Source organism: Phaeobacter sp. CC-HEC084 (genome assembly GCF_059429255.1).
This window is the reverse complement of record NZ_JCAIJQ010000003.1, coordinates 71,964-90,007: the sequence shown is the minus strand read 5'-3', so window position 1 is coordinate 90,007 and position 18,044 is coordinate 71,964. Positions and strand designations below refer to the sequence as shown.

Genomic DNA, 18,044 nt, shown 5'->3' with positions numbered 1-18,044 from the left:
ATACCGATCTGAACCTGACCTGAGCTCTGGGCCGTCCTCACATCGAGGGCGGCCCTTTCCGCCTGGCGGGTTGCCTACAGCCGATACCGGATCGGCTGGCCCGTCCCGGAGATATCCCATGACCACCACCCTTGACCTAGAGCCTGTGCGTGAAGCTGCACTGATCGCCGCCCAGAATGACGCATTTCGCCATTCCATTCTTGGCACTGCCCCTGTCACCGATGCCCCGCTGGGCCAGTTCGTGATGACACGCGGCGTTGCGGCGCTTGGGCCCGACGCCCAACTGGAATTGACCCGCCGCGTCGCCACGTTCGACGGGTTCAATGCCGACAGTGATCCGCAGGGATGGCACGAAATGGGTGTCATCGAATTCGATGGTACGACAGTCTGGTTCAAGCTCGACTTGTATGACGTCGATTACACCTATGGCTCGCCCGAGCCCTCCGATCCCGCGCAGACGCGTCGCGTGCTGACCCTGCTTCTCCCGTCGGAATACTGACGCCCCTTTTTCACCGACATCGCCACGGATCGCCCTTGCACAAAGGGCGGTCCTTTCGGGCTGGCGGGTTTTGAAGGGGCGCGACGCCCGTGCCCCACCCGCCGCAGGAGACCAGAGATGGCCAAGACACTCGACTACCAGATCACCCTCTATCCCGCGCATCGTGATGGGGCCTTCGTCGTCACCCAGTTCCAGATGATGGCGAGCTACCCCGAAAGGCGCATCCAGGCCGCGGGCATGGATGACCTGATCGACCAGGTGACGCAGTTCGCGATGGAGCATGGCGAGAGCTGCAGCGCTTCGGTGCGCTGCCTCGCCCCACGCAAACCGCCGGGGTTCAAGCGTGCGACCGAGAACCTCTATTTCAACCTGGTTGATCGGACAGCTGAAGCCCGCGGCGACGCTGCGGCTTGAAGCCCCCAAAGGAAACTCCGGGGCGGCCTCGCGTAACGGTCGCCCTCCCCTCTTCCAATTCCAAAGGACCAAAGACATGACACACGCGACTGATTTCTACGCGCAAATGCTCGAAACTCAGAGACGTGCTGCCGAGCAGCGGGTCGAGACCCGTGCGGCGCTTCTCTCCGAGCTGCGCGCCCTCGGCGTGAGGAGCATCGAGGTGCAATACGAAGGCTACGGCGATTCCGGCAATGTCGAGGATGTCGTCGTGACCCCAGACACGATCACCCTGACCGAGGAGTTGCGGTGCCGGGTCGAAGATTTCGGATGGGATTTTGCCTATGCGCTGAGCCCCGGTTTCGAGAACAACGAGGGCGGCTACGGCGAAATGACCTGGTCGCTAGAGGCGGACAAGATCGATGTCAGCCACTCGAACCGCTATATTGAGACCAACACCACCGAACACGAGGGGCTTTGACATGGCACATCCCCTCCACCACGCCGAAAGCTCGGCCCGAAAGTTTGGCGGTGTTCCAGATGATTATCGGCATGTGCATGACTGGTTCGATGCGTCCAAGGAACACCTCGCGATCTTTACCCATCGCGCACATCGGCACCACACGCTCGGGATCTTCGAGGCTGAGCGGTTGTTTGGCCACAGCCTGACCAACAGCGCGGGCCGGGTCGTCCCGATCCGCTGGATCGGCGAGCAGCATGTGCGCGAAGACTGCCAGGGGCGGATCCCGTCGCTTGCGGATTGGCTCGGTCGCATTCAGCCGGAGCCGTGGATGGCCAATGGCCGGATCGACAACGATCCGGCGCAGATCGGCAGCGATCCACGCGCGGTCTGGATCGAGGCGGTGGTCAATCACCAGACAATTCTTGGGTTTGAAAATTGGCTGCTCAAAGTATCTGTCGAGCACGTCCAGCATCGTCAGAACCGCGTCGCCGCCTGATCCGCCGGTCAGCAAACTCGTCAACCATCTGACCACGTCCAAATCGACCCGCCTGCGCCTTAACTGGCCAGGCGGGTCGATTGCGTTTCAAGAAAGGAAATCGATATGCAAGACCCCGTCTATGAGGAGGCCTACCAAGGCCACACCATCAAGATCTACCATGACCCGGATGCTGAAAGCCCACGGGAGTGGTCCAACCTCGGCACGCTCATCTGCTGGCATCGGCGCTATCGGCTGGGTGACAGCCATCAGTTCGAAAGCCCCGAGGCGTTCCTGCGCGATCTTGCCGATGTTTCGCATCAGAGCGACCTCTCGCTGGATCGGCTGCGCGACCGCGCCGACCGCAAATCCGTGCTGCTGCCCGTGTTTCTCTACGATCATTCAGGCCTCGCCATGAACACCATCGGGTTCCACTGCCCGTGGGATTCCGGGCAGGTCGGCTATGTATATGTGAAGCTTGAGGCGGTCCGGACGGAGTTCGGTGCGAAACGCGTCACCAAGGCTCTGCGCGAAAAGGCGGCAGACATCCTGCGCGCGGAAATTGTCAGCTACGACGCCTATCTTGGCGGCCGGGTCTATGGCTACGTCATTGAGCAGGACGGTGAGGAGGTCGACGCCTGCTGGGGGTTTGTCGGCGACTATGAGTTGGACTGTCTGCTCGAGGCGCGCCGAGCGTTGCCAGCACCATTGCCGAGTCAAACACGCGAGTCCGCTGCCGCTCAAGAGCGGGCTCACCCTTAGGAACCGGCACAGGTGGCATACGCTCCCTTTATTGCGGGAATCCCAATCGGCTTCGCATTGCTGCAATGCAGAAATATCATGGCCCGGCTATTGTGCGGTCGCAGCATGACCACTATGTTTGGAATGTGATCGGTTCTCTCCTCCTCCCTGAGCCGATCCAAGCTAAACGGCGGCATCCACTTCCTCCCGGATGCCGCCTCTTTCTTTTTCAGAGCTCTTTCTGAAGGTTGTCCACGGTTTGTCGGTCGCCGTTCGGTCAATGAGGTGCCCACTAGTTGGATGCCGAGGTCGCACCTTGCCCAAAACTTGGGCGCACCGATATAGCTTCAAGCTGACAAGGACTTCCGCGACAGCGCCCACAGCCCCATCCCCAGATTCTGGGGATAACTTTCCGAGGCTAAGGCGGAGATCTTCAAAGCCATAAAAGAGCGAAAGGCAGGGCGGGAGGGGTGACCCCTCCCGGGTGAGAGAGTGCGCACGGGGCTTGGGGCCAACCCTCAACCCCGGAGATTGCCGATGAACGCTCACCCCCATTCCACCCCCCTTGCAACCGACGCCGAGGCCCCTGCCCTGCCTGATGCTTCGCGCTTCGCCCACAACCTGATCCAGGCTGCGAGAACCCTCGTCCCCCTGTTCGAGGCCGGCAGGTCCATCGACGCTGCCGCGCTGCGCGCCGCGATGGAAGATACCTTCGGCGCCAGCGACGCCAGCGGTGCCTGGGTCTGGAAGGATGCCTACGAGGCCGCCGAGATCGCCCAGATCCTGATGCTCTCGCGCTACGGCGCGTTGATGCAGCGACAGGCACCCTCGCCGCAGGCCTTCCTCTCCATGATCGAACGCCTCGCCGGTCTGGCACCGTCCCACACACGGCGCTCCGAAGACAGTGTCCGTCTGCAGCAATTCTCAACGCCTTTGCCGCTCGCCGCCATCGTCGCACAGGCGGCGGGGTTTCGGGATGACGACCTGTTGCTCGAGCCCTCGGCCGGCACAGGCCTGTTGGCGATTTTCGCCCGGATTGCAGGCGCTCGCCTGGCGCTGAATGAACTCGCGGAAACCCGCCGCGCCCTGCTGGGACAAGTTTTCCCCGATGCCGCCGTATCAGGCCACGATGCCGCATCGATCGACGACCGCCTCGACCGGTCCATCGTGCCCTCGGTCATCGTGATGAACCCGCCTTTCTCCGCGGCCAACCATGTCGAGGGTAAGTTCCGGCAGGCCACCAGCCAGCATGTTCTGTCCGCGCTGGCGCGCCTCGCGCCGGGTGGGCGCCTTGTCGTCATTACGGGCGAAAGTTTCCGCCCCTCTTTGAGCAGCTTTCAACCGACGTTTCAGCGGATCGCACATGGCGCCGATGTCGTGTTTTCCGCCGCGATCGACGGCAAGGTCTTTGCGCGTCATGGCACCACGATCAACACGCGGCTCACGGTAATCGACAAGCGCGCGGCTGGCGCTGAAGCGACCGCGCCGGTCGACGTCGAGAGCAACTATCATCCGATCTGCGCAACAACGGCCGATCTCCTCGCGTCAGTTCTGACTAACTGCCCGGAGCGCCGCAGCCCCCCGCCCTGCCCCACCACATCGGCCCTGTCGGTCCCGTCTCAGCCGACCCGCACCAACCTCCACGCCCTGCGCAATGCCGCCCGCCAGGAAACCCGTGCCCTCGCTGAAGAACGCGCGAAACATCCCTTCGACGACATCGAGACGGCTCCGCTCGATTATCTTCCGAAAGCCTGGAGCGAACCCGACGGCACGCTGCAGGACACGGTCTATGAGGCCTATGACCTTCAGGCGATCCGGATAAATGGCGCGGCGGTGCATCCGACCGCGCTTGTCCAATCTGCGGCCATGGGATCGGTCCCGCCGCCTGTGCCGACCTATCGCCCGCTCCTTCCGAAGAGCCTTGTGGCGGACGGCCTTCTCTCCGCACCGCAGCTCGAAAGTGTCATCTATGCGGGCAATGCGCATGAGACGCATCTCAAGGGCTGGTTCAAGCGTGGCGAGATCGAAGGCCAGCTGATGGCAGCGGTAGAGGGCGACGAAGGCGCTTTTCGCCTCCGCAAGGGCTGGTTCCTGGGCGATGGCACGGGTTGTGGCAAGGGACGGCAGGTGGCCGGCATCATACTCGACAATTGGCTGAAGGGGCGTCGCCGGGCGGTCTGGGTCTCCAAGAGCGACAAGCTTATCGAAGATGCCCGGCGCGACTGGATGGCGCTCGGCGGGCGCGAGAGCGATATCGTGCCGCTCTCGAAATTCCGCCAGGGGAGCGACATCCGTCTGCCCGAAGGCATCCTTTTCGTCACCTATGCCACGCTGCGTTCGGCAGAACGCGAGGGCAAGGCCTCTCGCCTCGACCAGGTGACGTCCTGGCTCGGGAAAGGGTTCGACGGGGTCATTGCCTTCGACGAGAGCCATGCCATGGCAAATGCCGCGGGCGAAAAGTCGGACCGCGGCGACAAGAAGGCGTCCCAACAAGGACTCGCGGGCCTTGCACTGCAGAACGCGGTTCCTGATGCGCGCGTGCTCTACGTCTCGGCCACCGGCGCGACGGTCGTCGGCAATCTCGCCTATGCTTCGCGTCTAGGGCTTTGGGGCACCGGGGATTTTCCCTTCGTGACGCGGGCCGATTTTGTCGCCGCGATGGAGGCCGGGGGCATTGCGGCCATGGAGATGATCTCGCGCGACCTGAAGGCGCTCGGTCTCTATCTCGCGCGGTCCCTCTCCTATGCCGGAGTCGAATACGAGATGCTGGTGCATGAGCTGACGCCCGCCCAGATCGCGATCTACGACAGCTATGCCGATGCCTATCAGGTCATCCACAACAACCTTGAAGCCGCCCTTCAGGCCTCGGGCATTTCCTCCGAGACCGGTACGCTGAACCCTCAGGCGAAATCTGCCGCGCGCTCGGCCTTCGAGAGCAACAAGCAGCGTTTCTTCAACCATCTCATCACCGCCATGAAATGCCCGTCCCTGATCCGCGCCATCGAGGCAGATCTGGCAGCGGGTCATTCGGCGGTGATCCAGGTGGTCTCGACCAGCGAAGCGGTGATGGAACGCCGCCTCGAGGATATCCCGCCCTCCGAGTGGGATGATCTTCAGGTCGATTTTACGCCGAGGGAGAACATCATGGACTACCTGATGCATAGCTTTCCGACGCAGCTTTTCGAGCCCTACACCGACGAGAACGGCGATCTGCGCTCGCGCCCGGCGCTTGATGGCGACGGCAACCCGATCATCTGCCGCGAGGCGGAGCGGCGGCGGGATGAACTTGTCGAGCATCTTGGTGCCCTCGCCCCGGTGCAAGGCGCGCTCGACCAGATCCTTTGGCATTTCGGGGGCAATGCGGTCGCCGAGGTCACCGGGCGCAAGCGGCGCATCGTGAAGACGCCCGAGGGTCGGCTCAAGGTCGAGAACCGCCCTGCTTCTTCCAACCTTGGTGAAACGCAAGCCTTCATGGATGATGCCAAGCGCATCCTGGTCTTCTCCGATGCGGGTGGCACCGGGCGCAGCTATCACGCTGACCTTGGCGCGAAGAACCAGCGCCTCCGGGTGCATTACCTGCTTGAGCCCGGCTGGAAGGCCGACAATGCGATCCAGGGGCTCGGGCGCACCAATCGCACCAACCAGGCGCAGCCGCCGCTCTTTCGCCCCGTGGCGACCAATGTGAAGGGTGAGAAGCGGTTTCTCTCCACCATCGCGCGCCGCCTCGACACGCTCGGGGCGATCACGAAAGGCCAACGCGAGACCGGCGGGCAGAACATGTTCCGCGCAGAGGACAACCTCGAGAGCCCTTACGCACGGGCGGCGCTGCGGCAGTTCTTCTACAAGCTGCGCGCAGGCAAGATCGAGGCCTGTTCCTACGCAATGTTTCAGGAAATGACCGGGCTGACGCTCGATGAGGCGGATGGCACCATGAAAGAAAACCTGCCGCCGATCCAGCAGTTCCTGAACCGCTGCTTGGCGCTCCGGATCGACATGCAGGATGCGATCTTCGAGGCCTTCGGCGGGTTCCTCTCGGCCATCATCGAAGATGCGCGCCAGGCGGGCACGCTCGATGTCGGTCTCGAAACCCTGCGCGCCGAGAAATTCGAAATTGCCGACCGCAAGGTCATCTTCGAGCACGAGGCGACGGGGGCGACGGCGACCGCCCTGACCGTCGAGCGGACCGATCGCAACGATCCGCTCACCCTGCCCCGGGTCAAACAGATCTGCGCAGATACGAAGGGCGCGACGCTGTGCTGGAACACCTCCTCCAAACGCGCGGCCCTGATGGTGAAGGCGCCAGCCTTCATGGACGAAGACGGCGTGCCGATCCTGCGGGTAAAACTGCTGCGGCCCATGGCGACCGAGATCCTCGCGCTTTCCGAGTTTTCGAAATCACACTGGGAGGAGATCGATGATGCGATGTTCGAACAGCTCTGGCAGGCCGAGGTCGAGGCGGTGCCGGAGTTCACCACCTCCAAGATCACGCTGATCTGTGGGTTGCTCCTGCCGATCTGGGACCGGCTGCCCGCCGATAACATGCGCATCTATCGCCTGCAGACCGAGGACGGGGAGCGCGCCATCGGTCGTTTGGTCAGCCAGGAGCAACTCCTGAACGTCTACGCACGGCTTGGGCTCGATTGTCTGATCGAGATGACGCCACAGGAGGTCTTCGCCGCGGTGATGGAGGCGCGAACGACCCTGAGCCTGCTTGGCGGCTACCAGCTGCGCCGGTCGCTGGTCATGAGACAGCCAAGGCTCGAATTGATCGGCGCGTCGGGTTCGGCCTTGCCCGGTTTGAAAGCGATGGGCTGTTTCACCGAGGTGATCCAGTGGAAAACGCGGGTGTTCATCCCGGTGGATGGCATCGATGTGCTGGCGCGTGTACTCGCCGAACATCCGGTTGGTGGCAGCGCCGCGGATGCCGCAGCATGAACGCGCGGCGCAGTATTGCGGACCTCTCGGCCGATCTGGCAGACCGGGCCGAGAGTTTCTGCCGCCAGTATTTCCCCGAGGGGCGCAAGCAGGGCAATTACTGGCAGGTTGGCGACACCTCTGGCGCAAAGGGGCAGAGTCTCGCGATCCGACTGCAGGCGCAAGGTGGGCGCAAAGCCGGGTCCTGGCAGGATTTCGCGACCGGTGAGTATGGCGATCTGATCGACCTGCTGCAGGAACGGCTCGGGTCGGTCACGCTCAAGGAAACGCTGAGGGAGGCCCGGTCCTTTTTGGGCGTTTTCCCCTGCCCTGCCATGCCTCGTGAACCTCGAAAGGCGGAGTGCCCTGATACAGCCTCCGCCAAACGCATCGCGCGGGCGCGAAAACTCTTCGCCGCAGGCAAGCCGGTTCTCGGCACATTAGCAGCCACCTATCTGCAGGGGCGCGGGATCACACGGCTTGGACCTGCCCTCCGTTATCACCCGCGGGTCTTCCTGCGACGGGGCGAGGACGACGCCGATCCGCCGCGACGGGCCCCTGCCCTGCTCGCGAAGATCACCGATAATCGGGGCCAGGTCACCGGATGCGCACGCTTCTATCTCGACCCGTCCACCGGTGGTTTGGCCGAAATCGAGAGCCCGAAACGGATCCTCGGGCAGCTGCACGGCCATGCCATCCGTTTCTGGTCCGGGACCACGCGCTGCGATCTCATCGTCGGCGAAGGTCTCGAGAATACCCTCTCGGTCGGTACGGCTCTCCCCGAGTTCGATCTCGCCTCCTGTCTCACCGCCACCCATCTCGGCCTCTTCATCCCGCCGCCGGGGATCAAGCGTATCTGGATCGCGTGGGACAATGACGAAGCCGGATGTAACGCATCAATAATACTGCGTAAGCAACTGGAATCGCGTGAAATTACCTGTGGTGATCTCGTGCCAAACATGGGTGATTTCAACGACGATCTGCGGGCATTCGGCAAGGATGCGCTGCGCCGGTCGCTGATAGAGGCCATGAAAGCACAAGGTCTGGAAATCGAGGACGGGTGACCGCCAACTTCCTCAGCGAAGTCCGAAAGGGCAAAGGTTCCGCGGGTTCGATCTGATCCCGTTTGGATATTGGGAGCGATGGACCGGCGGGTCGGGGCTGAGCGCCCCTCGCCCGGGCAGCAATGCGCCGCTACCCGGAAAATTCCCCTGCCCCTTCGGGCCATTCCTCGCGGGACCAATTTTCCGGCCCGCGGCGCATTCTCCGCTGCGCTCCGATCCTGACGGATGCGGCCCGGTCGCCGCTGGTCCTCATATCGCCCCATCCAAATCGGGTCAGATCAAACAGAGGAACCAGACAATGCCCCATCAGACAGACATCCAAGAGGAGACCGGCGTGACCTCCGCCATCCTCGACCACCTTGCACTTCATGGCGCAACGCCCGGGGCCGGCGAGACTGATCATCGCCCCCTGCCCCAGCCCGACGAGGTCGAGCTCGCCATGGCGACGCTCTTTGACACCACCATCGGCCTCCTCACCGGCAGCCAGTTGGAAGACAATCTCGAAGAGATGCTCTGGTCCCTCACCTCGATCTTCCATCGCCGCCTCTCCCATATCCAGAAACTTCTCGACGACAACGAATTCGAGGTCCGGGAAAGTCTGGCCATCCAGGACGGCTCAGAGGTCGCCTCGGTCGAGCTCGAGCGCCTCCAGATGATCGGGCTCAAGCTCTGGGACCATCGCGATGCCTTCGAGCAGATGCGCGATCTGGCCGTGGACCACTTCTCGGCCGCCACTGGCTCGCCTTGGCTACCCCGCACCGGATCCAAGGTCTCACATCGCGGTCTCACCTCCGCCGTGGTGGACAGCCGGGCCTATCTCTCGGCCAAGCGCCGCAAAGAGACCGAGGTCCATTGCCCCGAAGGCACGCGGATAGCCTTCTCGGGCGGGGATTATCACGCCTACGATCTGATCTGGTCCGTCCTAGACGCCACCCATGCGAAATACCCGGACATGGTGCTCCTGCACGGCGGCACGCCCAAAGGCGCCGAGATAATTGCGGCCCGCTGGGCAGATACACGGGGCGTCGCCCAGGTGGTCTTCAAGCCCGACTGGAAGAGCCACGGCAAGGCCGCTCCTTTCAAGCGCAACGACAAGATGCTCGAGACCATGCCGCAGGGTCTGATCGCCACCCCCGGTTCGGGCATCACCGAGAACATCGTCGACAAGGCCCGCAAGCTCGGGATCCGCATTAAGAGGATCGGGGCTTAGGCCCCGGTTCTACAATGACATCAGTCAGAGCACCTTATGCGGTTCGCTCTATGAGTTCGCAGAAGTGCGCAGTTCTGCGGGATTTGGTCCGGCAGACTGCTGAGTGTGTGGATGAGTATTTCTAGCTGGTCGCAATCGCGGGACGTCCTGAAGCCTCGTGACGCTCTCGTCGTCCCGCGATCAGCGGGATGTTCGCCGAAAGGCACCCCATGTCGGCCAGGAAACTGACCAATCCGACGATCGTCTTGAACTCGCGCAATTTGAAGACGCTGCGGCTTGTGACAAGCATTCTCGAATCCTGGCCATCCTCCGCTACTGCGTGCACGACCCAAGAGCCAGACCAACTGTTATGGCGCTTCTCGGCAGTCTGGTTGCAGATCACCTCGATGAGGTAGCTATCTGAGAGCAGATCGCGCAGGCCATCTTCGGTGACCACATTCGGTGTTGCGCCGTCCAACGGCTTTCCCTCTTCACATATGCCGACACGCAACAGGATTGGAGCGGGCCCGAGCTTTTACCTGATCTTCCGAGTCGTATGCGTCGTTGCTCGGTTTCGCGATGCCATACGGGACATCCTCGAAGTTCGCAACGCGGCCGGGATTGAAGTCGTCGAAAAGAGATGCGCATGTCTTCGTCTTTGCATTTCATCTTTTCCAGCCTGTCAGATCACTTTCTGCTTGAGGCCCCTGGGTGACTCGACCGAGGAACTGAACACGGGCCGGTGTTGCGTTGCGACGGGTCGTGGTGTGTACCGAAAGATCAGGCGTGACAGTGCAAGGCACGCTTCGGCGTTCTTGGCTGCCTGCAGTTCCCCTACCTTCCTTCATGGCCACCGCACTTCTCCCGATGTCTGAGTTGCATGACATGCTGGTCGCAGCTGTCGTCCCCTCCACAAAGGTTGTCACCGATCTTTTTCCCCTGACCCTGCGGGTCATTCCTCGCGAGGCAAAAAGACCGGCGCCTGCCCCTCTCCAGCTCACGCTTCGCCTTCGGTGTGGCCGGGCCTTGGCCAGCTGCAAGGTGACCATCATTGCAACGCAAACAAGGAGAAGAGCAATGACCACGAACTGCATCAAATTCACCAGCGCCGACATCGAAACCGCCAAGGGCGTCGGCTCCATCTCGACCCTGACCTTCGACCTCGACATCACGGTCGAACCCGTCGCGAGCACGAACCCGATGGCTCCCACGCACCGCGTCCTCGGCCGCTCCCCGCGCGGCAAGCTGGTCGAGTGCGGCGGCATCTGGAAGAAGCAGAACAAGGAGACGGGAGCTGACTACTACACGCTGACCATCCGCGACCACGGCTTCAACGCCAACCTCGGCAAGGCCGCGAACCAGGACGATCTGTCCCTGCAGGCCGTCATCCCCTGGGGGCCGAAAGACGCCGCGTGATCTGAAGAATTGGGCCCGACATCGTTCGGGCCCAGCAACCGCAAGTCGATCTTGAACGCGTTCAAGATTAGATCGTTTTGCGCCTCACCGCCTCTAATCATACTCCTGAATTCAGGTAGGCGCGTGGTATCTTCCAATTGCGCCCATAATAGTGCTACTATGAGTGGCGAAACGAGTCGAACTCGGAATCAACCGAAGTCGGGGCAGCGATATGAGCGGAAGTCTAGAACAGTTTTTGACCGACCTGTCACGAGGTCTGGAGCGCACAATGGTCGCCGTCAACAAAGAGTTGACGCTGCGCCATCGTATCAAGCGCACATGGTCGATGCGACAGTGCGCTCGCTTCTTGAACGTCAGCATTCAATATTTGACCAAGTTCGCGAATGGCAACGAAGACTTTCCAAAGGGTGAGTACGTTGGACGCGAGCGTGTCTTCAACCTTCATGAACTGATGCATATGCGCGCTTTGATGGCGGCGTCTGCAAAGCGTCCTTTTGACTATCTTGCGTGGCGCAAGCCTGGCGATCCGCTTCCAGTCATTTCATTTGCCAGCCAAAAGGGCGGAACTGCCAAGAGCCTTAGCGCTGCACATTTCGCACAGTACCTAAGCCTACACTACGGAATGCGCGTTGGCGTGATGGATGCGGACCCGCAGAGCACGATCACACTTTACTTTGTAGGCGGTGAGGGGTTGTCTCAAATGCCTACTGAAGAAACGCCATCGATGGTGGACTTCGCGGGCCTCTTCCAGTCTGAGGAGGCGCCGTACACGGATCACTCTGCGGAGACGCTGGATAGCTTCTTTTTGAAGACTTCTTGGCCGGGGCTTCGATTGGTTCCAGCGCACGGAGAGACCTCTGAGGGCGAAATTCAGATCGCCCGCTTGGTTCGCGAAGCTCCTGCAGGGAAGAGTTTCTACCGCTACCTTCGGGACGCGATTGATCGCTGGAAAGAAGCGCACCCTCCGGCAACAGCTCCCAATGAACTTGCTACGGATGGTAAGGTCGATCCTGTCCGACTTGAGCATGCGCTGAACGAAACGCTGGATTGCATCATCATTGATTATCAACCGGCGCTGACGCTTTTCCAGCTCAACAATGTGATAGCTTCTTCATCCCTCGTCATTCCTCAGACCATGAAGGGGTTCGACATCGCGACGCTGTCGACCTTTGTCACCGGCCTGCTAGGTATGCTGCAGCACATCCTAGCACATGAGCGTATCGATATTGGCTCGGGTGCCAACATGCTTCTGCCAACCATTGTGCAGCGTTCCAACGGTCAAGATCTCAATCACATCGGCAATCTTCTCGAGCACTGCCCCACGGAGATCTTGCCCGTGTTCTATCTTCGGTCAGACGCGATTTCGAACGCTTCGGACGTTTATCAGTCGGTCTACGAATATGAGCCTGACACGCCTGGCAAGCGAAAAGGTATCAACAGATTTATCGAGAACGCAGACGCGGTGAACGATGCAATCGTCAGCCGTCTGTGGCCAGGCCTCGAACGTGGTTATGCGAATGCCTGGATGGACACGTTCTATGATGACGATGACGGGGAGACCGCAGCATGAAGCGAACTATCCCGAGGTCGCTGGTTTCGAAAGCTTTGAACCAATCAGCTGAGCCGAGTGGCAATGACGACGAGGCAAAGGTCGACACTGCACCGCCTTCTACTACTGCAGCTTTCAAGGGAGCGGGTAGTGCATGGAAGGCCGGCGCACTTGCCCAATCGCAGGCAGCGGTAGAGCAGGGTCGTGCGCAGCTCGTCGAAGACATTTTGAACGGCCGTCACGAGCTTCAGATTTCACCGGAAAAAGTGGAGGATCCGTTAGGTTCAGATCGTCGTGATGACTGGCTGGCACAAGAGGCCTTTCAAACGCTACTAAAGAGCATCGAAATCAACGGCCAAGACACGCCCATCCTTGTTTGGCCAGAGGATCCGAATTGGAAGCCTGACCCGTTGAACCCGACTGACGTCGCGGATGCTCGCTTTATCATGCTGACCGGCAGACGTCGTCATGCTGCGGCGAAGACCTTGGGGCTTAAGCTAAGAGCCATCTTGGCGTCCCCTGATAAGCGAGGCGCGGAGAACGCGCAGTTCGAGATGCTGTTTCTTCGTTTCCGGGAAAACGAGGAACGGGAAAACCTTGGCGCTTTCGAGCGCCTACTGGCTATCGGAGAGATGTACGAGACGCTTCGTGAATCTGGTGAGAAGACGACCGCGGTGGCGTTTGCTGCGCGTATTGGTGTCCACGAGAGTATCGTGTCGCGGGCTCGCGCAGTTTTCGGGGCTCGAGATCAAATCTTGAACGCGTTCAAGAACGCTTACGACATGAGCTTCCAGGATCTGCAAAAAGCGCTGGCCAGCCTTGAGGGCAAGCCGAAGAAGCAAGTCAGAAAGTCTGCTCAGAAAATCACCGCCAAGCGCAAGGTAGGGGGTCGTAATCTCTCGCTCACGTCAGCGAACGGCAATCTCTCGATCAAAGCCGCAAGCGTACCGCTGAGCCAAGAGAAGCTTGAGGAGTTGAGCGATCTGATTGCGGACTTCTTGGCAAAGAATAAGGAGGTTCCACCGACGGGCTAAAGCCTGAATACCGGTGCATCTCCATACATTGAGGCAACGAGCAAGAAGGAAGAATGTGATCTAAAGGCAAAAGAAAAGCCCCCAAGCTGAGGGCCTGAGAGCTGATCTTATTGGTTTGGTCGCCTTGAAGATAAGTCTCTCTCGAATCACTGTCAACGACGAACGCTTCTGAGCGAACGGCTTTCTTTTGCCTCCACATAACTGGAGGTGAGAAACAGGCATGAAACATACAGGTTGGCGCAAGCCGACACCGGGTCTTGGCATTGCAGAGCAGCTTGCCCAAGCCGGTGAACAGGTAGCTATACCCAAAACACGGGCGTTCGTCGCCGTGAAGCGGGTAGGGGCCTACATTGGCCTCAAGGCCGGCGACATGATGCTCCTCGATACGCTCGGGGCCTTTACGCAGGCCCAAGACTGGGAGGAGGGGCAACGCCCTATCGTCTGGGCGTCGAACGCCTACCTGATGGAGCAGACCGGGTTCTCGCTCTCCGCGCTCAAGCGCCATGCACGGCGTCTAGCCGAGATCGGTGTGATTTCCTTTCAGGACAGTCCGAACGGCAAGCGGTGGGGCCGCAGGGACGCCGAGGGGCGTATCGTCGAGGCCTATGGCTTCGATCTGTCGCCGCTGTCGGCGCGTGTCGAGGAATTCGAGGAGCTTCATGCCGAGTTGCAGGCTGAACGCGAGCTCTGCCAGCGCCTGAAGCGTCAGATCACCGTGGCACGCCGGATGATCCGCGCGCGGATCGAGGCGGCCGTCAGCAGCGCGCTGCGCGGGCCCTGGACGCAGTTCACGGGGCTCTTCGAGGAGCTTCTGGGCCGGCTTCCGCGCCGCCATGAAGCGTCCGAGCAGCTTGCACGGCTGCTGGGCTGGTTCAAGGAGCTCCAGAAGCGTGTGGAGGCTGCCTATCTCAAGGCAACCGAGGTCGTCGAGCCTGTGGAAAACATGAATGAAACCAGGGAACAAGCTTCCGAAAAGACTCAAGAAATGAACCCCAGGGAGGTCATTTCCGGCCCCCATATACTAATTACAACCCAACTTAATCCTGTAATCTGTAATTCCTCAGAAAATGAGGAAGTCGCGGCCGTGGTGCCCAATGCTCAGCCTGAAGATCAGGTTGATAGGGAGCTGGAAGAATGGGTTGCCGAAGTGCGCAAGAAGCGCGCTGCGCTGGATTTGCCCACTGTCATGCAAGCTTGTCCCGAATTCGCGTCATGGGCCCGCAATATGGGTGGGTTCCTCAAGGATTGGGGCGATCTGCACCGGGTTGCAGGGCAACTCAGGCCGATGATCGGGGTCTCCCAGCATGCCTGGAACGTGGCGCAGGACCGGCTGGGCAAGCAGGTGGCGACAGCGGCTCTGGCGCTTGTCTTCGAGAAGCATTGCGCGGGCGAGGTTTCCTCGCCGGGCGGCTATCTGCGCGGCATGGTCGAAAAGGCCGGGGCAGGGGAGTTGCATCTCGAGCGCAGCTTCTATGGCAGGCTCAGCGGTCAGGCTGCGTGATGGGGCAGGGGGTCAGAGACCGGCGGCCTTGGTCAGATTCACTCGGAACCGGTCGCGTCGGCGCTGGTAGCGGCGAGTCATCTCGGCCGAGGCATGACCGAGCTGCTTCTGGACATAGCGTTCGTCGACCTCCGCTGAACTAGCGAGGCCGGCACGCAGCGAGTGACCTGAGAACAGCGCCAGTCGTTCTTTCTCGGGCAGCTCGGACCGGATGCCGGCGTCCAGGACCGTGCGCTTGATCAGGCGGGCGACATGCTTGTCGTTGAGCCGGGCATCGAGGGCGCGCTTGCCATCGCGTGAGGTGCCAACGAAGACCGGACCGAAATCGATCTTGGCAAAGTGCAGCCATTGCTGGAGCGCGTGCACGGGGCAGGTCTGATCCTTCGAGCCGCGACCGATCTCGACTTCGCGCCAACCGGTTTTGGCATTGAGGCTCAGGAGGGCACCTTTCTCCATAATCTCGACCCAACCGCCACTGTCGGGCGTATCGTCTTTGTGCACGTCCAGGCTGACGATTTCCGAGCGGCGCAAGCCTCCGGCGTATCCCAGAAGAAGGATTGCCCGATCTCGCAGCCCGCGCAGATCATAGGGCAGGGTGGCGACCATTGCGAGGATGTCTTCCGCCAGGATTGCTTCCTTCTGCACCTGCGGTCGCGCGTGCTTACGCTTGATCCCGGCCAGCACCGTGGCGATGTGACGGTTCTTGCGATCGAGAGTGAACCCCCGTTGCGTGTAGTTCCAAGCGAGGCCTGACAGGCGGCGGTCGATGGTCGAGACGGACAGGGGGCGGGACGCCGCCTGCGAAAGGGAGGAGCCCGACCCGGAGGCCAGATCCGCGAGGTAGAGACCGATCATTTCCGGTGATGGTGGCAGCGGGTCCGCACCCTTCATCCGGCACCAGCGCGCGAAATGCGCCCAATCCTTCGCATAGGCCTTCAACGTATTGTCCGAGGCCGCGGCGCGCGCGTAGTCACGGGCGGTGTCGACCAGGCGATCCAGTGTGCCGGAACCGGCGACATGGGAGGGCAGGGCGATGTCATCGCTTTCCTCTTGATCTCTCTCGTCGACGCGAGCATCATTCAGCTCATCAGAGGGCGCTGACGTTGATTTCTCGGTCTCTGAGGGCATCTTTCCAGTGAATCCGGCGGTGAAATTGAACTGCTTCCCAGCATAACTTTTTGTGTCCGATAATGCAAACTTATTGGACATGACTGCGAGCGACAAGGTGGGGCGGTTTATGTGCTATTTTCTGGTAGAAAGCGCCGCGCTGATATAGGCTGCAGGCATGACATTTGCCCGGCCGGATCACATCGTCGACCTCGACACGTTACCCCGGATGCCCGCCTGGGTCACCTCTGCACGCGCTGAAACCCTTGAAGATGTTGCGTTTTTGTCGGGTTCGGCGCTGAACCACCTGCATCTTATGTTGGGACGCGCGGAGGTGCCCCAAGCCTTGTTTCGGGACCGGCTCGCGCTGCGCGCGGCCGAGGCTTGTATCGCGTTCTCTGGGCGGCCGGAGCGGGCAGGGGAGCTGCGCGACGCGGTGCACCTGCTGCGACCCGGCGATCTGCCCGGACCGGCGGGCGAAACTAGCCTCGCCTGGCGACGCGCTGTGGAACGGCCGGTATCGATCAAGGCTCTGGGTCGAGCCTTGCCCAGCTTCGACCTCCGCCAAATTGCCGCGTGGCTTGATGTGGGGAAAGGGGCGCCGGTAACCTGGGCCGCGAAGGTGTTGGAGGCGGTACTGCACGAGGTGCCGCGCGCAGATGTAGTAGGACTGATCCTCGCGGATGCGGCCCTCGCTCAGGCACTCGGCTGGGATCATCTCGTGCCGCTTCTGGCCCCAGCCCTGAAACGCGCCGACCTGCGCAAGCATGGCGAAGACCTGCGTCTCGCCTGTCATCGGGCGCTCGTCTCATCGGCAGTCGAGGCCGTGCGCCTTGCCGCTGACCTCGAGCGCCGAACGACGCATCTGAAATCCGTCGCGCCGAAACTCCGGGCCAAGGGGGCAGGGCAGGCGGTCGAGTTGTTCCTGACCAGCGATGCGGTTGCCCCTTCGGCGCTGCCCTTGCCGGATCGCGCCGCGCGGCGGCTCTGCGATCGGTTGGTCGACCTCGGCGCTGTGCGCGAGCTGACCGGGCGGGACACCTTCCGGCTTTACGGGGTATAGTGATGGCCAAGGATCGCCCCGAACTTGAGCTTGACCGCGAGTTGTCCGATCTGCCGCCCGAGCTGCGCTGGCGGGAATGGATGCGCCGGATCGAGGCCGTGCTCTTCGCCAGTGCCTCGCCAGTGCCGCGCGAAGACCTTGCCCGCGTGGTGGGGCAGGCGGCTTCGGTCGAATTGCTGGTCGAGGACCTTGCCGCCGATCTGGAAGGGCGGGCCTTCGAGATCGCTCGGGTCACTGGCGGCTGGATGTTCCGGACGCGGGCCGCCTACGCGCCCGCGATCCGCGCAGCGGCAGATGTCGGGAACCAGTTTCTGGATCTGAGCGAGTTCGACGTCGCGGTCCTGGCCGCCATCGCCTACCATCAACCGATCACCCGCGACGGGCTCAAGGACATCTTCGGCAAGGAGATCAGCCGCGACCTGATAGGGCGGCTGCATTCGCGCAACCTGATCGGGACCGGGCCAAAGTCGCCCAGGCGAGGGGCCCCCTATACCTTCGTCACCACCGAGCAGTTCCTGGTCGCTTTTGGGTTGGAGAGTCTGCACGATCTTCCCGATCGGGAGCAGTTGGAGGATGCGGGGGTTGTGGGGTAGCTGCTTCAAGTGGGCGTCGGCTGACGAACTGGAATCCTCGGCA

General features: G+C 61.5%; 16 protein-coding genes. 14 read left to right on the top strand and 2 right to left on the bottom strand.

All coding sequences use genetic code 11. The features are described 5' to 3' along the window. Nucleotides 1–118: 118 nt before the first annotated feature. The 8 genes from AC5SSZ_RS12780 to AC5SSZ_RS12745 all read left to right on the top strand — a co-directional run bounded on the left by AC5SSZ_RS12780 (nucleotide 119) and on the right by AC5SSZ_RS12745 (nucleotide 9,759). A complete protein-coding gene (locus tag AC5SSZ_RS12780; RefSeq protein ID WP_481692767.1) occupies nucleotides 119–499 on the top strand; it encodes a DUF3768 domain-containing protein in 381 nt (126 codons plus the stop codon). Nucleotides 500–616: 117 nt separating this feature from the next. Beyond that, complete coding sequence (locus AC5SSZ_RS12775; protein WP_481692768.1) at nucleotides 617–913, top strand: hypothetical protein; 297 nt, start codon at nucleotides 617–619, stop codon at nucleotides 911–913. A 76-nt stretch (nucleotides 914–989) separates the two neighbouring features. After that, nucleotides 990–1,373: a DUF6878 family protein gene (locus AC5SSZ_RS12770; protein ID WP_481692769.1), complete on the top strand. Its 384-nt coding sequence runs from the start codon at nucleotides 990–992 to the stop codon at nucleotides 1,371–1,373. A 1-nt stretch (nucleotide 1,374) separates the two neighbouring features. Continuing rightward, complete coding sequence (locus AC5SSZ_RS12765; RefSeq protein ID WP_481692770.1) at nucleotides 1,375–1,851, top strand: DUF6915 family protein; 477 nt, start codon at nucleotides 1,375–1,377, stop codon at nucleotides 1,849–1,851. Nucleotides 1,852–1,956: 105 nt separating this feature from the next. Next, entirely contained in the window at nucleotides 1,957–2,592 is a 636-nt protein-coding gene (locus AC5SSZ_RS12760; RefSeq protein WP_495438353.1) for a hypothetical protein, read from the top strand. A gap of 516 nt (nucleotides 2,593–3,108) precedes the next feature. Further along, nucleotides 3,109–7,506 (top strand): strawberry notch-like NTP hydrolase domain-containing protein, encoded by a 4,398-nt coding sequence (locus AC5SSZ_RS12755; RefSeq protein ID WP_495438352.1) that lies wholly within the window; start codon nucleotides 3,109–3,111, stop codon nucleotides 7,504–7,506. Next, on the top strand, nucleotides 7,503–8,549 hold the full coding sequence (locus AC5SSZ_RS12750; protein ID WP_370001434.1) for a DUF7146 domain-containing protein: 1,047 nt from the start codon (nucleotides 7,503–7,505) through the stop codon (nucleotides 8,547–8,549). The genes AC5SSZ_RS12755 and AC5SSZ_RS12750 overlap by 4 nt, the downstream gene beginning before the upstream one ends. A 298-nt stretch (nucleotides 8,550–8,847) precedes the next feature. Beyond that, a complete protein-coding gene (locus AC5SSZ_RS12745) occupies nucleotides 8,848–9,759 on the top strand; it encodes a DUF2493 domain-containing protein (RefSeq protein WP_370001436.1) in 912 nt (303 codons plus the stop codon). Between the two features lie 121 nt (nucleotides 9,760–9,880). Here AC5SSZ_RS12745 and AC5SSZ_RS12740 read toward each other — a convergent pair whose 3' ends face one another. Next, nucleotides 9,881–10,216 carry a hypothetical protein gene (locus AC5SSZ_RS12740; protein ID WP_370001438.1) on the bottom strand — a complete coding sequence of 112 codons (336 nt, stop codon included), beginning with the start codon at nucleotides 10,214–10,216 and terminating at the stop codon, nucleotides 9,881–9,883. 599 nt (nucleotides 10,217–10,815) lie between these two features. Between AC5SSZ_RS12740 and AC5SSZ_RS12735 the strand changes: the two genes are divergently transcribed. The 4 genes from AC5SSZ_RS12735 (at nucleotide 10,816) to repC (ending at nucleotide 15,238) form a co-directional block, all read left to right on the top strand. Next, a complete protein-coding gene (locus AC5SSZ_RS12735; RefSeq protein ID WP_017470241.1) occupies nucleotides 10,816–11,154 on the top strand; it encodes a DUF736 domain-containing protein in 339 nt (112 codons plus the stop codon). 211 nt (nucleotides 11,155–11,365) lie between these two features. Then, the gene (locus AC5SSZ_RS12730; protein ID WP_197922756.1) at nucleotides 11,366–12,724 is read left to right on the top strand and encodes a ParA family protein; all 1,359 of its coding nucleotides are present in this window, start codon (nucleotides 11,366–11,368) and stop codon (nucleotides 12,722–12,724) included. After that, nucleotides 12,721–13,737 (top strand): ParB N-terminal domain-containing protein, encoded by a 1,017-nt coding sequence (locus AC5SSZ_RS12725; RefSeq protein ID WP_065331504.1) that lies wholly within the window; start codon nucleotides 12,721–12,723, stop codon nucleotides 13,735–13,737. Before AC5SSZ_RS12730 ends, AC5SSZ_RS12725 begins: the two co-directional genes overlap by 4 nt. A gap of 220 nt (nucleotides 13,738–13,957) precedes the next feature. After that, nucleotides 13,958–15,238, top strand: a complete 1,281-nt coding sequence (gene repC, locus AC5SSZ_RS12720) for a plasmid replication protein RepC (protein ID WP_065331503.1) — start codon at nucleotides 13,958–13,960, stop codon at nucleotides 15,236–15,238. Between the two features lie 12 nt (nucleotides 15,239–15,250). On the opposite strand, the gene AC5SSZ_RS12715 is transcribed toward repC, so the two are convergent. Beyond that, entirely contained in the window at nucleotides 15,251–16,366 is a 1,116-nt protein-coding gene (locus AC5SSZ_RS12715; protein ID WP_065331502.1) for a tyrosine-type recombinase/integrase, read from the bottom strand. Between the two features lie 157 nt (nucleotides 16,367–16,523). Here AC5SSZ_RS12715 and AC5SSZ_RS12710 point away from each other — a divergent pair, with 157 nt between their 5' ends. Further along, nucleotides 16,524–17,408, top strand: coding sequence for a DUF1403 family protein (locus AC5SSZ_RS12710; RefSeq protein ID WP_008335645.1), 885 nt, complete (start codon nucleotides 16,524–16,526; stop codon nucleotides 17,406–17,408). A 2-nt stretch (nucleotides 17,409–17,410) separates the two neighbouring features. Continuing rightward, a complete protein-coding gene (gene scpB / locus AC5SSZ_RS12705) occupies nucleotides 17,411–18,001 on the top strand; it encodes an SMC-Scp complex subunit ScpB (protein WP_027246250.1) in 591 nt (196 codons plus the stop codon). Nucleotides 18,002–18,044: the final 43 nt, after the last annotated feature.

Coding starts and splice junctions, on each gene's coding strand:
- AC5SSZ_RS12780 (WP_481692767.1), top strand. CDS start 119: ATGACCACCACCCTTGACCTAGAGCCTGTGCGTGAAGCTGCACTGATC.
- AC5SSZ_RS12775 (WP_481692768.1), top strand. CDS start 617: ATGGCCAAGACACTCGACTACCAGATCACCCTCTATCCCGCGCATCGT.
- AC5SSZ_RS12770 (WP_481692769.1), top strand. CDS start 990: ATGACACACGCGACTGATTTCTACGCGCAAATGCTCGAAACTCAGAGA.
- AC5SSZ_RS12765 (WP_481692770.1), top strand. CDS start 1,375: ATGGCACATCCCCTCCACCACGCCGAAAGCTCGGCCCGAAAGTTTGGC.
- AC5SSZ_RS12760 (WP_495438353.1), top strand. CDS start 1,957: ATGCAAGACCCCGTCTATGAGGAGGCCTACCAAGGCCACACCATCAAG.
- AC5SSZ_RS12755 (WP_495438352.1), top strand. CDS start 3,109: ATGAACGCTCACCCCCATTCCACCCCCCTTGCAACCGACGCCGAGGCC.
- AC5SSZ_RS12750 (WP_370001434.1), top strand. CDS start 7,503: ATGAACGCGCGGCGCAGTATTGCGGACCTCTCGGCCGATCTGGCAGAC.
- AC5SSZ_RS12745 (WP_370001436.1), top strand. CDS start 8,848: ATGCCCCATCAGACAGACATCCAAGAGGAGACCGGCGTGACCTCCGCC.
- AC5SSZ_RS12735 (WP_017470241.1), top strand. CDS start 10,816: ATGACCACGAACTGCATCAAATTCACCAGCGCCGACATCGAAACCGCC.
- AC5SSZ_RS12730 (WP_197922756.1), top strand. CDS start 11,366: ATGAGCGGAAGTCTAGAACAGTTTTTGACCGACCTGTCACGAGGTCTG.
- AC5SSZ_RS12725 (WP_065331504.1), top strand. CDS start 12,721: ATGAAGCGAACTATCCCGAGGTCGCTGGTTTCGAAAGCTTTGAACCAA.
- repC (WP_065331503.1), top strand. CDS start 13,958: ATGAAACATACAGGTTGGCGCAAGCCGACACCGGGTCTTGGCATTGCA.
- AC5SSZ_RS12715 (WP_065331502.1), bottom strand. CDS start 16,366: ATGCCCTCAGAGACCGAGAAATCAACGTCAGCGCCCTCTGATGAGCTG.
- AC5SSZ_RS12710 (WP_008335645.1), top strand. CDS start 16,524: ATGACATTTGCCCGGCCGGATCACATCGTCGACCTCGACACGTTACCC.
- scpB (WP_027246250.1), top strand. CDS start 17,411: ATGGCCAAGGATCGCCCCGAACTTGAGCTTGACCGCGAGTTGTCCGAT.